Genomic DNA, 14005 nt, shown 5'->3' with positions numbered 1-14005 from the left:
TATTTTTATTTTAAATTAAGTGTTTTTTCTCATTTAATTATTACTTACCAAGACATAGAATCATAACAATATTGCATTGTAATCTTAGTTACAGTACATGTAATTGGAAATGTTGTTGTATCATATTCATTAGTAAATTCATGCTCAACACCTAACGGAATTTTATTAGCATATACCGGAGAATCAAAAATAACTTCATTTCCTTCTTCATCTAAACCTGTTACAATAATCTTCCAGTAATATCCTTCCCATGTATTTTTTCCATTCTCATCTGTTCCATAATTATTAATAGTTGGAAGCGTAAAGATACTATCAATATAGGTATCACCATCTTTATTTATTCCTGTTACAGCTCCTGCTTCAGGACTTAACTGCTTAGCTGTTTCTTCAATAGCATCTTTAGCTGTCTTATTTTCTGCTTTATTAAACACATAAGTTTTTTTCCATTCAGCAGCCGTAGGTAACTTAGACTGCTGATACTTACTTGAGTCTGGATATTTCTGAACTTCATACACTACAGATACACTTGAATCATAAACATTTTCCCTTGCCATTGATGTTACACCAAGTCCCATCATCATAACTACTGCGAGCATCACTGCGAGCATTCTTTTTAAAGTCTTCATAAATCTTCCTCCTTTAGAAACTCCGCTATTTAGATAGCATTCTTTGGTTTTGTCTACATGTTACTAAGGGGTCGCGACTCCCATTGCCAACGGATAGCTCCTTTAGCAATATATTGATTTAAAACAACTTCTATACGATTTATCTGCTTATATGCTTTCTCTACTGAACCTTTTTTTATTGTGGTCTCAACTACTCTCACATTATTATCTGCATATGAAATAACTGTATATTGTTGTTTTACCTCCTTTGATATTACCCGTTTGAAAATTACAGATATTTATAATTTCCAAACGCTGTGTCAGGATTTTATGTGTGGGACTTTCGGATAGAAATAATTGGATAAAAACAAATAAACTGAGACTTGCTTTTTGACTTCTGTAAAGTTTTCTCTAAACATATCGAATGAATGTACTCAGCACTCCCACCCAAAGTCCTGTTCATTAGAATTCTATTTTAAATATCCTGACTTAAGCTTCTTCTGCCTTTTCACACCTTCCCGGAAGATCCAGTGGTAATTTGTGAGGGCATCCGCTTTCACAGTAGGGGTAAGCCTGTGTGGTTTGTACCAACTTTCTTAAAATAGAATGTATTTTTTTGTACATTTATTATAACATGGCTTTTCTAAAAAGTATTCCAACCAGACGGATGTCTTTTCGTCATTTTGGAACCTTTTTTAGATTTTTTTAAAAAAGGCTTGACATTTTTTGCAGAAAAAAATCCCGTCAGACTAAATAATCTGACGGGGCATTTTTCTTTTTTGGCTTATTATAGATAACACAACTTTTGTTTTATCTTCATTATTTTACGCTTATCGGAACATATATGTATACTTTTTTATTGATATATCTTTCAAAAGTAAAGTTCTGTAAAGAGACCATATCGCGGTGTTCTTTTATCCAGCCATAAAAAACACATCGGGAAAACATACGGATGGTATCTGCGAGATTATCCACATCGCTTTCGCGGTCTGTTTCAAATACAGCAAATCGTCCGGCGGCTATCTCTATTTTCACAGCATCGTCCGGCACATTCGTGAAGTTGTTTACAACCGGTCCAAGTACATATTGAATATTGATACATTCCGGGTCATGATACCACATGGCAATCTTATCATTCCCATTCGCACTTCCGGCTACAGAGTTCATTTTCTTGAAGTACGGTGAATCCTCATCGAGCCAGAATGCTACCTGTGCCGGTATATCTACTTCCCGTCCACGATTTGGGATAATCGTCCAGCCAATCATTTTGATATCATCAATGTCCATAAAGGATACTTTCATTTTATCTTTATATTCTGAGTAAAACTGATTTAAGTCAACAACTTCTGTGTTTGCTTTAGCATATTTGGAAGGACTGGTACAAAAGGCTTTGCGGAAGGCTTTATCAAATCCATTTCTCGACTTAAAACCATATTTTTTTGCTAAACTGGCCACCTTGACACCCTGACGTAATTCTCTGGCTGCTTTTTGTATTTTCCTCTGACTGATATACGCACTAAGTCCCATTCCAAAATCATCCTGAAAGGCTTTGCGAAAATAGTCTCTGGAATAGTTAAAATGTTCCGCCATCATCTCTGGTGTGATATCTTCTGTAATATGCTCATCAATGTAATTGATCCATGCAATATTCTGAAATTCCATTCGGTAATACTTTGCCGGAACAACGCCGTATTCTTTGCGAAATGCATTAGAAAAAACGCTATAACTTGCAAATTGATATTTGGCACATACTTTTTCCGGATTCTTTCCTTCTTTTAATTCTTCTGCAGCAAAGTACAGCTTTCTCTGTTTTATGTAATCGGTGATTCTCGTTTCATAATAAAGCTGGAAAATATTTTTTAAATGTTTCTCGGAATAATGAAACAGCTTTGCAAGGCCTTTTGCTGTTAAATTCTCCGTAATATGCTCATCAATATAACTAATCCACTCGTCAACTCCATAAATCTTTTTCTCCTCTTTTTTATTTTTCATTACATAATCCGAATGCATTCTTTTTTCAAGAGGAAGATATACTGAGTACAGTCCGTTTTCAAAAGAAATAAAATACATTTTCCGATTGTCATAGTGCATTTCACTTTGCTTTATCCAGTCACATAACGCATATTTTATCAACATTTTTATCATATCCGGTGCCTGTTTATCCCAATATTGCTCTTTTAACGTAAAAACTGCATAATCCGATGCCCCAATATCAATTCTCTTCTTTTCACTTTCCCTTCCGGCATCTTTTGGAACTTCCTGCCCGATCATATAAAAGAAATGGTATGAATCATCATGCCACCAAAACTGCATATACTCTCCGGCACGCTCCCTCTCCTTCCACTTTTCCTTTACATCCTTCTCGATATATTCCATTCCGTTTTGAAAAACATCACCTTCTAAAGGCAGCATATCTGCCTCTACTGTCTGTGCCATTCTTCTCACAACTTTATATTCTATCATAGAACTATCAGGAATCCGTTCAAATGGAAGGACTTGATTTGTATAATCCTCTTCAATATTTAATCCCTGCACCTGTTCCCTGATTGCATCAAGAGAATTGTCAAAGAAAATGTCAGCCAGATAAAGGAATTCCTGCGTAGAGTATGCCAGTCTGCTTGCCAGATCTTTTACCGAAATGCTGTTATCTGTCTGAAGGCACAAAAGAGTGTCTCTCATACGTTCCCATAAAGCTGATTCTTCCTCCGGAAGTGAGGAAAATGTTTTTGTCTCATTCACTGTGTTCATTTTCTCTATCCTTCTATTATTTCTATTTCTTTTTCTTTCATTTTCTCTGTTATTTTATCTCAGTCGAGAAGACTCCCACCTCCTTCAGGTGGTGAGTGACAGCAAATTTGTCTCAGTGGGAGTCCAATCTCCGACTGAGATAAACGCTCCGCGAGGATGCGCAGTGATTCTGTAAAGAATATGTCAGCTTATGCTGACCAGAATCACGCGCCAAGTCTCGCAGTTGCTCGACTTGAATATTATTTTTTTAATATCCAAATGTTTTTTAGTTATATTGTAAATCACCACTAACATTCTGTCAATTTACAACTCCCACTACGGACAATCTCTCTTCTTCAAATAAACTTCGCAACTCTGGAAAAGTCTTTTTTCTTTTCTCTGGTACAATATTTATAAAACATAACCTGTGTATTGGTGTATGATATTTATATTCAAGTCGAGCAGTCGCACCGACTGCACTCATAGAAACTGCGGAAAGGAGAGATCGTGAATAAAAATAATTCTTTAGAAGTAATAAAAGATTGTACCACATACATAGAAAATCACCTTCAAGACACATTAACAGCAGAATCTCTGGCTTCCCGCTATGGTTACTCTCTTTATCATTTCTGCCACATTTTTAAAATCTGCTGTGATATGTCACCGGGAAAATACATACGCCTTCTCCGTTTGGAAAAAGCAAAAAAGGATATTTTATCTGGAATGAGTATCACACAGGCCGGATTTGATAATGGCTTTGAAACCAGTTCCGGTTTTTCTAAAGCATTTCGCAAAGAATATGGTATTAGCGCACGAGAATATTTAAAACAAAATAAAGAAAGTGAGGTTCTTATTATGCTACACGTTGAAATTAAAACATTGCAGTCACAGACAGCACTTGGGTACGAGATTCCCGGCGAATATGACAGTGATTACAGCAAATCCGGTGCTTACTGGAATCACATTAATTTTAAAGAATACCCTGCCTATCCAGAAGGAATCCATGATTATGGCGAAGTTGGACTATGGACCCATCCCGACCATATCAGCGGTGAATTACACTATTTCTTTGGCTTTTTAACTGACTCTACAGAAATTCCGGAAGGTTTCCATAAGGTGGAGATTCCTGCCGGACGATACGCAGTTTTTACAATTAAATCACAGGAAACTCCTGAAAAAATGGCGGATGCTGTACGGGATGGCTGGCGTTACGTCTTTACCGAATGGCTCTGTACGCAAAAAGAGTATAAAATATCACATCAGGGGATGTGTTTTGAATGCTATCAGGGAGAAGAAGCATATCTTTATCTACCAGTGATTGATTTGTAGATTTGGTATAGACGAAAAAAGAAAAAATAATATATCCCATCTGCTCTGTAGTCGCTGTGTTTATGATGCTCGTCCGCATCTTAAACACGCTCCCAAGCCGCATCTGGGATATATTATTTTTTCTTTTTTCTGACTATTCTAAATCCACAGTTTGGTGAGAAGGGAGCTCCAGAAAGTTAGGGCTTTCCGGGAAAATTAAATTCTCTTTTCCTTAGAAATCTCAATGCAATTCTGCAGAAAGATACTCACTTTCGGGGGAACCCCTTATTTTTCCCACACAAAATCCTGACTTCATCTGGCGCCAAAGAACAATTATATTCAAGTCGAGCCGCCGCGAGACTTGGCGTGTGATTCTGGTCAGCGTAAGCTGACATATTCTTTACAAAATCACTGTGCATCCTCGCGGAGCGTTTATCTCAGTTGGAGATTGGATTCCCACTGAGACAAATTTGCTGTCACTCACCACCTGAAAGAGGTGGGAGTCTTCTCGACTGAGATAAAACATAACAAATAGTTAAAAATATGATATACTACCAATATAAATGTTCATAGGGAGGAGGAACAACATGGGGATTTATTTTAATCCAGGAAATGGAAGTTTTACAGAAGATAAGAATAGCCAAATTTATGTTGATAAAACGGAGCTCTTGAAATTTTTAAATAAAAGACTGAAAACAAATGGTAAATGTATCGCTGTCAGTCATGCCAGACGTTTTGGTAAGTCCCATGCTGCCGGAATGATTGATGCTTACTATAGTCTTGGCAGTGATTCCTCAAAACTGTTTGAAGATACCAAGATTTCATCTGACCCTGATTATGAAAAATACCGAAACAAGTACAATGTTATCCATTTAGATATTTCATCTTTTTTTGATGATTACAAAGACAATCTGATAGAAAAGATTGTGGAATATATTTATGATGATATCACAGACGAACTGGGAAACATTCTGGATTATAAAAAGAAGTTAAGTTATGTATTAATGAAAATTTATGAAAAGACGGAAATTCCTTTTGTTATTATTATTGATGAATGGGATTGTGTTATCCGAAACAGTAACGACCAGGCTTTAGTGCATAAATATTTGCAGTTCTTGCATTCACTTTTTAAATCAGAAGAATCGAAATCGTTTTTGGCTCTGGGGTATATCACAGGCATTTTACCAATTAAGAAGATAAAAGATGAGTCTGCTTTAAATAATTTTCAAGAATATACTATGCTGGATTCCTATCCAATCACAGAATACTATGGCTTTACCGAAAAAGAAGTGAAAGATTTATGCGAAGATCAGGCTATGGATTTTGAGACAATAAAGGCATGGTATAACGGATATTTGATCGATGGTATGCATATGTATAATCCGAATTCTGTATCGAGGGCATTAGAAAGACATAAAGTAGATTCTTATTGGCGAAACACTTCTGCCTTTGGTACGATCAATACCTTTATTTCAATGAATTATGCCGGACTAAAGGAAGATGTGCTTGCCATGTTAGCTGGCGAAAAAGTGATGGTTGACACTGAATGTTTCCAGAACGATTTTACAGAAATCCACTCAAAAGACGATGCTCTGACTGCCTTGATCCATCTTGGTTATCTTGGTTACGATAAAGACATGTTAAGTGCCTATATTCCAAATTATGAAGTGTCTAAGGCATTTCAGTCGGCTTTAAAATCAGGTTCCTGGAAGGAGATCGCCGCATCTATTTCCAGATGTGATGAGCTACTCATCGCCACGATAAATAAAAATGCGGAAAAGGTAGCTGAACTCATTGAGCTTGCTCATGAAACCTACACTTCTGTATTAAAATATAACGATGAAAATTCCCTAAGCTGTGTACTTACCATGGCTTACTTTACAGCACCGGCTTATTATAATATCATCCGGGAGATGCCTTCCGGAAAGGGATTTGCTGATTTTGTTTTTCTCCCAAGAGCAAATGCTGGCAATCGCCCTGCAATGATCGTGGAACTAAAACACAACAAGACAGCAGATGCAGCAATCACGCAAATCAAAGAGAAGAGATACCAGGGTGCTTTGTCTGGATATAAAGGAAAGATTTTACTAGTTGGAATTAATTACGATACAGAAAAACATCATACATGTGTAATCGAAGAATACTGATTTGTAGATTTCATATAGACGAAAAAAGAAAAAATAATCCATCCCATCTGCTCTGTAGTCGCTGTATTTAAGATGCTCATCCGCATCTTAAACACGCTCCCAAGCCGCATCTGGGATGGATTATTTTTTCTTTTTTCTGACTATCTAAATCTACAGTTAGTGAAAATGAAATTCTCCAGAAAGTTATGGATTTCCGGGAAATTAAAGTCTAAAGGATTGACGCATTTTTCTAGATTTTTCGTTTTTTGAGGCAAAATCCTGACTTCATCTGACGTCAAAGAACAATTATAATAAAACATAACAAATAGTTAAAAATATGATATACTATCAATATAAATGTTCATAGGAAGGAGGAACAACATGGGAATCTATTTTAATCCGAAAAATAGAAGTTTTTCTAAAGATAGAAATTATGAAATATATGTAGATAAAACAGGTCTGTTAAGTTTTTTGAATAAAGCAATTGATACTCCTAAAAACTGTATTGCTGTCAGTCATGCCCGACGTTTTGGTAAATCTCATGCTGCCGGAATGATTGATGCTTACTACAGCCTTGGCAGTGATTCCTCAAAACTGTTTGCAGATACCAAGATTGCGTCTGACCCTGATTATGAAAAATACCGAAACAAGTATAATGTTATTCATTTAGATATTTCATCTTTTTGGGATGATTACAAAGTCAATCTGATAGAAAAGATTGTGGAATATATTTATGATGATATACAAGAAGAACTGGGAAATATTCTGGATTATAAAAAGAAGTTAAGTTATGTACTAATGAAAATTTATGAAAAGACGGGAATTCCTTTTGTTATTATCATTGATGAATGGGATTGTGTTATCCGAAACAGTAACGACCAGGCTTTAGTGCATAAATATTTGCAGTTCTTGCATTCACTTTTTAAATCAGAAGAATCGAAATCATTTTTGGCTCTGGGGTATATCACAGGAATTTTACCGATTAAGAAGATAAAAGATGAGTCTGCTTTAAATAATTTTCAAGAATATACTATGTTAAAATCAAGACCTATTACAGAATACTATGGATTCACAGAAGATGAAGTTAAGGAACTATGCCAAAAGTATGATATGGATTTTGAGACAATGAAGGCATGGTATAACGGATATTTGATTGACGGAATGCATATGTATAATCCGAATTCTGTATCAATGGCTATAAACTACCAGGATTTTGATTCTTATTGGAGGAATACTTCTGCCTTTGGTACGATCAATACTTTTATTACAATGAATTATGCTGGATTAAAAGAAGATGTGCTTGCTATGTTAGCTGGCGAAAAAGTGATGGTAAATACAAATACTTTTCAGAATGATTTTTCTATGATAGCTTCAAAAAGCGATGTCTTAACTGCTTTAATTCATCTTGGATATCTTGGATACGATGCAGACATGAAAAGTGCATATATTCCTAATTATGAAGTAGCAACTGCATTTGAATCTGCTTTACAGACAGGCTCTTGGAAGGAAATCGCCGCATCCATTTCCAGATGTGATGAACTTCTTATAGCCACGACAAATAAAAATGCGGAAAAGGTAGCTGAACTCATTGAGCTTGCTCATGAAACCTACACTTCTGTATTAAAATATAACGATGAAAATTCCCTAAGCTGTGTACTTACCATGGCTTACTTTACAGCACCGGCTTATTATAATATCATTCGGGAGATGCCTTCCGGAAAGGGCTTTGCTGATTTTGTTTTCCTTCCAAGAGCAAATGCGGGCAATCGCCCTGCGATGATCGTGGAATTAAAACACAACAAGACAGCAGATGCAGCAATCACTCAAATCAAAGAGAAAAGATACCAGGGTGCTTTGTCTGGATATAAAGGAAAGATTTTATTGGTTGGAATTAATTACGATACAGAAAAACATCATACATGTGTAATCGAAGAATACTGATCTGTAGATTTAATATAGACGAAAAAAGAAAAAAAGAATCCATCCCATCCGCTCTGTAGTCGCTGTAATAAAACTTCTTGCTGAATTGCAAGGAAACTACAGTAATGAAAAGAGAATTTTTATAAGTATTGCATTTTGTGACTTTGCGCTGCGGAATTTTGACTCTGAAAACTTCGGACTCGCTTTTCCGAAGTTTTTGTTTTTTGAGACAAAATGAAGCGTTTAGCGCAACCAAGCAAAATCAAACTTATAAAAATTCTCTTTTCTTTAGAAACCTTAATGCAATTCAGCAGTAGAATAAAATATGCCGCGACTATCTTCACATTTTATGCTATATCAAGTTTCTGATTTTCGTTTCTTTATTCCATCAGATCAGGATTTACATTAAGGTTATGATTCCTTCTATAATAAACACTGCTGCACAGGCTCCAATCGCTACCACGATCAGGCTTTTTCTCTGGTAAGCGAGTATAACAGCGACTACGAGTCCTGCAATAGCAGAAATCAAGCTTCCTGTTGCTGTAAAGATTGCCGGGATCGTCATGGCTGCTAATACGGTATATGGAATATAATATAAAAAGGAATTAAAAAATTTGTTTTTTATTTTGTGTTTTACAAGTACGAGTGGAATGGCTCTGATTAAATAGGTTACGATTGCCATTACGAAAAGATAGGGTAAAAATATTTTAAAGCTCATCTTCGTTTACCTCCACTGGGAATAATATTGCCGCAATAAGTGATGCGGCTACGGTACAGATGATGATTGCGAAACCGCCGGAGAGATTCGCAAATACTGGAGTGTATTTCAGTACTGTACTGATCGCGATTGCGATACATACCGCAATGAAGACATGGCTGTCTTCTCTTGCCTTTGGTACGACAACGGCGATAAACATTCCATAAAGAGCGACACCTAAAGCGTTTGTGATAATGGCCGGTAAAATATTTCCCATCAAAGCGCCGCCTAAGGTTCCTATCGTCCACCCAATAATCGGAACTATCGTAAGTCCCGCAAAGTAATTTCGTTTAATTTTTCCTGGATTCTGGATTGCTACAGCAAAGATTTCATCGGTAATAGCAAAGCCGAGTATCCATCTCCAGATTCCTGAAAAATCATCATCCACTTTCTGGGAAAGTGAAATTGCCATCAGCATATATCTTAAGTTGATGATGAACTGGGAAAGTGCCATCTCAACTAATGTTCCAAGTTCTGCAATAATCGTAAGTCCTGCAAACTGCCCTGCAGATGTTAAGTTTGTGAATGAAATAAGTACTGCCTCACTGACAGTTAAATCTTTATCTACCGCGAGAATCCCAAAGGCAAAGGAAACGGCAGCATAACCGAGTCCGATGGGGATTCCATCTCTGATTCCCTGTTTAAAGTTCATGTTTCCCCCAACAATGACAGAGACTGCCAGCTTTATTCACTTGCAGTCTCTGTTCCTACTGTATCTTTTTATTGTTCTATGATCATCAGTTACTTTTTACGCTGCTACATTGTTAATGACTTTTATGCTTCTACATCATCAATTGCTTTTCCGATATCATGACGCATATATTTATTTTCAAAAGTTACCCATTCTGTTGCTGCGTAGGCGTTCTTTCTTGCCTCTTTTAGGTTTGTTCCCTTGGCAGTTACACCAAGTACACGTCCGCCATTTGTAACGATTCCTTTATCTGTGCGCTTTGTTCCGGCGTGGAAGCAATAATAGCCATCGTGTTTCTTAAATTCTTCAAGGCCATTAATCACATAACCTTTTTCGTAAGAAACTGGATAACCGTCAGAAGCAAGGACAACGCAAACGGCTGCATTATCTTCAAACTGCAGATCGATTTCATCTAAACGTCCGTCGATACAAGCTTCCATAACATCAATAATGTCGTTCTTCATACGAGGAAGTACTACCTGTGCTTCCGGATCTCCGAAACGGGCATTGTATTCGAGAACTTTTGGTCCATCTTCCGTCAGCATCAGACCGGTAAAGAGGATACCGACAAACGGTCTTCCTTCTGCTGCCATAGCATCCATAGTAGGCTGATAAACGTATTTTTCACAGAATTCTTCTACTTCTTTTGTGTAGAATGGACTTGGGGAGAATGTTCCCATTCCACCGGTATTTAAGCCCTGGTCCCCATCTTTGGCACGTTTGTGATCCTGTGCACTTGTCATACATTTGATTGTCTTTCCATCACAGAATGCAAGAACAGAAACTTCACGACCAGTCATAAATTCTTCGATTACCATACGATTTCCGGCATCTCCGAACTTCTTATCTTCCATGATCGTCTTTACGCCTTCTTTAGCTTCTTCTAAAGTATTGCAGATTAATACACCTTTTCCAAGTGCCAGTCCGTCTGCTTTTAATACGATTGGGAACTTTGCAGTTTCAAGGTAAGCGAGTGCTTCCTCATCAGAATCAAAGTTCTCATATCCAGCTGTTGGAATGTTATATTTCTTCATTAAATCTTTGGAAAATGCTTTGGAACCTTCAATGATCGCTGCATTCTTTCTTGGACCGAATACACGAAGACCTTCTGCCTCAAATGCATCTACAACACCACCTACCAGTGGGTCGTCCATACCAATAATGGTAAGGTCAATTTCTTTTTCTTTTGCAAAAGCAACCAGTTTATCAAATTCCATTGCACCGATGTTCACGCACTCTGCATATTCTTCGATTCCTGCATTTCCCGGTGCACAGTAAATTTTATCTGCCTTTGCACTTTGAGAAACGGCCCATGCGATCGCGTGTTCTCTTCCGCCACTGCCTACGATTAATACTTTCATCGGAATTCCTCCATTTTATAACTAATATGCTCCCGGAATCTTCCCGCAAAGCATAAAGCCAGTGCAGGAATAATTCCAGAAATGCATAACTATTTATCAATTGTAACAACTCTGCCGTCTACATGAACCTTTCCATTCGCAATCAGATTGATTGTTTCCGGTAAAATCTTCCATTCTGCCTGTTCCATGATACGGCGCTGTAAAACTTCCGGTGTATCTCCCTGTTCCACCATAACCGGCTTCTGCATAATGATCGGGCCGGTATCGGTTCCTTCATCGACAAAATGAACCGTCGCTCCGGAAACTTTTACGCCTCTTTCCAGTGCCTTTTCGTGAACATGAAGGCCATAACAGCCTTTTCCACAAAAAGATGGAATCAAAGACGGGTGAATGTTAATGATCCGGTTCTCATATTCCTGAATAACACATGGAGGCACAACAACAAGGTAGCCTGCAAGAACAACAAGATCGATTTCTCTTTCTTTTAAAGCTTCTAAAAGCTTCTGGTTAAATTCTTCTCTTGTCTCAAAGCTCTTTGGCGAAAGAAGTAAACCTTCTGTTCCATAATTCTTTGCACGTTCTAATGCGTAAGCACCTTCATTGTTACTGATTACGACACGAATTTCTGTATTGGTAATCTTTCCGCTGTCTATCGCATCAAGAATCGCCTGCAGATTCGTACCGCCGCCGGATACTAAAACTGCAACTTTTAGCATAATGTTACTCCCTTTTCTCCTGCTTCGATGGAACCAACAACATATGCTTCCTCACCAACAGCTTTTAATGCTTCGATTGCTTTTTCTGCATCCTTTGGATCAAGGGCGAGCATCATACCGATTCCCATGTTGTATGTATTGTACATCATCTCTTCGGCAATATCTCCTTCTTTTGCAAGAAGACGGAAGATAGCTGGTACTTCGTAACTGTCTTTCTTTACGACAGCGCGAGCGCCATCTGGGAGCATTCTTGGAATATTCTCATAGAATCCGCCACCAGTGATATGGCTACAGCCTTTGATCGTAATGCCGGCTTCTTTTACTGCCTTTAATGCTTTTACATAAATCTTTGTAGGAGTAAGGAGTGCTTCTCCTAATGTCTTTCCGAGTTCTTCTCTGTATTCGTTTAATGCTTCTTTTTCCATAGGGAATACTTTACGAACAAGAGAATATCCATTACTGTGAATTCCGGAGGAGGCAATTCCTATGAGGACGTCCCCTGCCTTAATGTCTTTTCCTGTAATCAGGTCTTTTTCATCAACGATTCCAACTGCGAAGCCAGCCAGATCGTACTCATCTTCCGGATAAAATCCTGGCATTTCTGCTGTCTCTCCACCGATGAGAGCAGCCTCAGACTGCTTACATCCATCTGCAACGCCGCTTACGATAGAAGCGATCTTTTCTGGGAAGTTCTTGCCACATGCAATATAATCGAGGAAGAATAATGGCTCTCCACCTGCACATGCAATATCATTCACACACATGGCAACACAGTCGATACCTACGGTATCATGCTTATCCATAAGGAACGCAACTTTTAACTTTGTTCCAACACCGTCTGTACCTGAAACCAGTGTAGGGTTCTCCATTGTCATAAACTTCTTTAATGAAAATGCACCTGAAAATCCACCAAGGTTTGTAAGTACCTCAGGTCTCATTGTTCCCTGTACATATTTCTTCATTAATTCTACTGATTTGTATCCAGCTTCAATATCAACTCCGGCTTTCTTATAGTCCATGACAGACTCCTTTCTCTTATCATGTACTCTCGGAGTCTTTCTTGCACTTGTTTTTGTGATTAAGCACAAAAAGATTCCGAGAATACATTATCTTGTTATAAATACTTAATTATAGTTTCCCCTTTTACAAATTTACAAACCTTCTTATCACCTTTGAGCTATGTCATTACATTTGTTTTAAGTACGCTTCGTACCCAATCTCATCAAGCTTGTCTGCCTTGGCTACTACCTGATTCTTTAACTTTTCAGAGTAAGCTTTTAATCTTTCTAACAGTGCAGGGTCGGATGTTGCAAGCATCTTTGCTGCAAGAATTCCGGCGTTGGCTGCACCGTTGATCGCTACTGTCGCTACAGGAATACCTGTTGGCATCTGCACGATAGAGTACAGGGAATCTACTCCTCCAAGATCTGATGTCTTCATTGGAATACCGATAACCGGCATTGGGAAAATAGCTGCGCACATTCCCGGAAGATGTGCTGCCTTACCGGCTCCTGCGATAATCACTTTATAACCTTTTTCTTCTGCACCTTTTGCGTAAGCGAAAAATTCTTCCGGCTCTCTGTGTGCAGAGATGATCGTCATATCAAAGTCAATTCCAAGTTCCTTGAGTACATCTGCAGCTTTTGCCATGATTGGCATATCTGAATCGCTGCCCATTACAATACCTACTTTAGCCATTGTCTGCTCCTTTTTTTCATTACATATACTCTAAAATTCCAAGAGTATATTTTTATGGTGAAATGTTTATAACTAACTTATAAAATTATAACAAAA

General features: G+C 37.8%; 11 protein-coding genes and 1 riboswitch. Of the genes, 3 read left to right on the top strand and 8 right to left on the bottom strand.

The features are described from left to right. Positions 1-44: 44 nt before the first annotated feature. Together FYJ25_RS03555 and FYJ25_RS03550 are read right to left on the bottom strand one after the other, a co-directional pair. Positions 45-626 (bottom strand): hypothetical protein, encoded by a 582-nt coding sequence (locus tag FYJ25_RS03555; protein ID WP_154580543.1) that lies wholly within the window; start codon positions 624-626, stop codon positions 45-47. A 436-nt stretch (positions 627-1062) separates the two neighbouring features. Further along, positions 1063-1224: riboswitch (cobalamin riboswitch) on the bottom strand. A gap of 200 nt (positions 1225-1424) precedes the next feature. Then, positions 1425-3353, bottom strand: a complete 1929-nt coding sequence (locus tag FYJ25_RS03550; RefSeq protein ID WP_154580542.1) for a helix-turn-helix domain-containing protein — start codon at positions 3351-3353, stop codon at positions 1425-1427. A 486-nt stretch (positions 3354-3839) separates the two neighbouring features. Here FYJ25_RS03550 and FYJ25_RS03545 point away from each other — a divergent pair, with 486 nt between their 5' ends. The 3 genes from FYJ25_RS03545 (at position 3840) to FYJ25_RS03535 (ending at position 8707) form a co-directional block, all read left to right on the top strand. Further along, positions 3840-4661 carry an AraC family transcriptional regulator gene (locus tag FYJ25_RS03545; RefSeq protein WP_096240730.1) on the top strand — a complete coding sequence of 274 codons (822 nt, stop codon included), beginning with the start codon at positions 3840-3842 and terminating at the stop codon, positions 4659-4661. Between the two features lie 566 nt (positions 4662-5227). Continuing rightward, on the top strand, positions 5228-6787 hold the full coding sequence (locus FYJ25_RS03540) for an AAA family ATPase (RefSeq protein ID WP_096240731.1): 1560 nt from the start codon (positions 5228-5230) through the stop codon (positions 6785-6787). Between the two features lie 360 nt (positions 6788-7147). Then, positions 7148-8707, top strand: coding sequence for an AAA family ATPase (locus FYJ25_RS03535; RefSeq protein WP_096240732.1), 1560 nt, complete (start codon positions 7148-7150; stop codon positions 8705-8707). Between the two features lie 379 nt (positions 8708-9086). On the opposite strand, the gene FYJ25_RS03530 is transcribed toward FYJ25_RS03535, so the two are convergent. The 6 genes from FYJ25_RS03530 to purE form a co-directional block, all read right to left on the bottom strand. Beyond that, on the bottom strand, positions 9087-9404 hold the full coding sequence (locus FYJ25_RS03530; RefSeq protein ID WP_021907096.1) for an AzlD domain-containing protein: 318 nt from the start codon (positions 9402-9404) through the stop codon (positions 9087-9089). Further along, positions 9394-10095 (bottom strand): AzlC family ABC transporter permease, encoded by a 702-nt coding sequence (locus FYJ25_RS03525; protein ID WP_021907097.1) that lies wholly within the window; start codon positions 10093-10095, stop codon positions 9394-9396. Before FYJ25_RS03525 ends, FYJ25_RS03530 begins: the two co-directional genes overlap by 11 nt. Positions 10096-10217: 122 nt before the next feature. After that, positions 10218-11495: a phosphoribosylamine--glycine ligase gene (purD, locus tag FYJ25_RS03520; RefSeq protein ID WP_154580541.1), complete on the bottom strand. Its 1278-nt coding sequence runs from the start codon at positions 11493-11495 to the stop codon at positions 10218-10220. An 89-nt stretch (positions 11496-11584) separates the two neighbouring features. Beyond that, positions 11585-12211 carry a phosphoribosylglycinamide formyltransferase gene (gene purN, locus FYJ25_RS03515; RefSeq protein ID WP_021907099.1) on the bottom strand — a complete coding sequence of 209 codons (627 nt, stop codon included), beginning with the start codon at positions 12209-12211 and terminating at the stop codon, positions 11585-11587. Further along, positions 12205-13230, bottom strand: a complete 1026-nt coding sequence (purM, locus tag FYJ25_RS03510) for a phosphoribosylformylglycinamidine cyclo-ligase (RefSeq protein ID WP_147607384.1) — start codon at positions 13228-13230, stop codon at positions 12205-12207. The genes purN and purM overlap by 7 nt, the downstream gene beginning before the upstream one ends. A 166-nt stretch (positions 13231-13396) precedes the next feature. Then, entirely contained in the window at positions 13397-13909 is a 513-nt protein-coding gene (purE, locus tag FYJ25_RS03505) for a 5-(carboxyamino)imidazole ribonucleotide mutase (RefSeq protein ID WP_096240735.1), read from the bottom strand. Positions 13910-14005 lie beyond the last annotated feature (96 nt).

Source organism: Anaerobutyricum soehngenii, from assembly GCF_009697165.1.
Classification (GTDB): Bacteria; Bacillota; Clostridia; order Lachnospirales; family Lachnospiraceae; genus Anaerobutyricum; species Anaerobutyricum soehngenii.
Note: the sequence above shows the minus strand (reverse complement) of the source record. Positions and strands in the feature narration are given on the sequence as shown.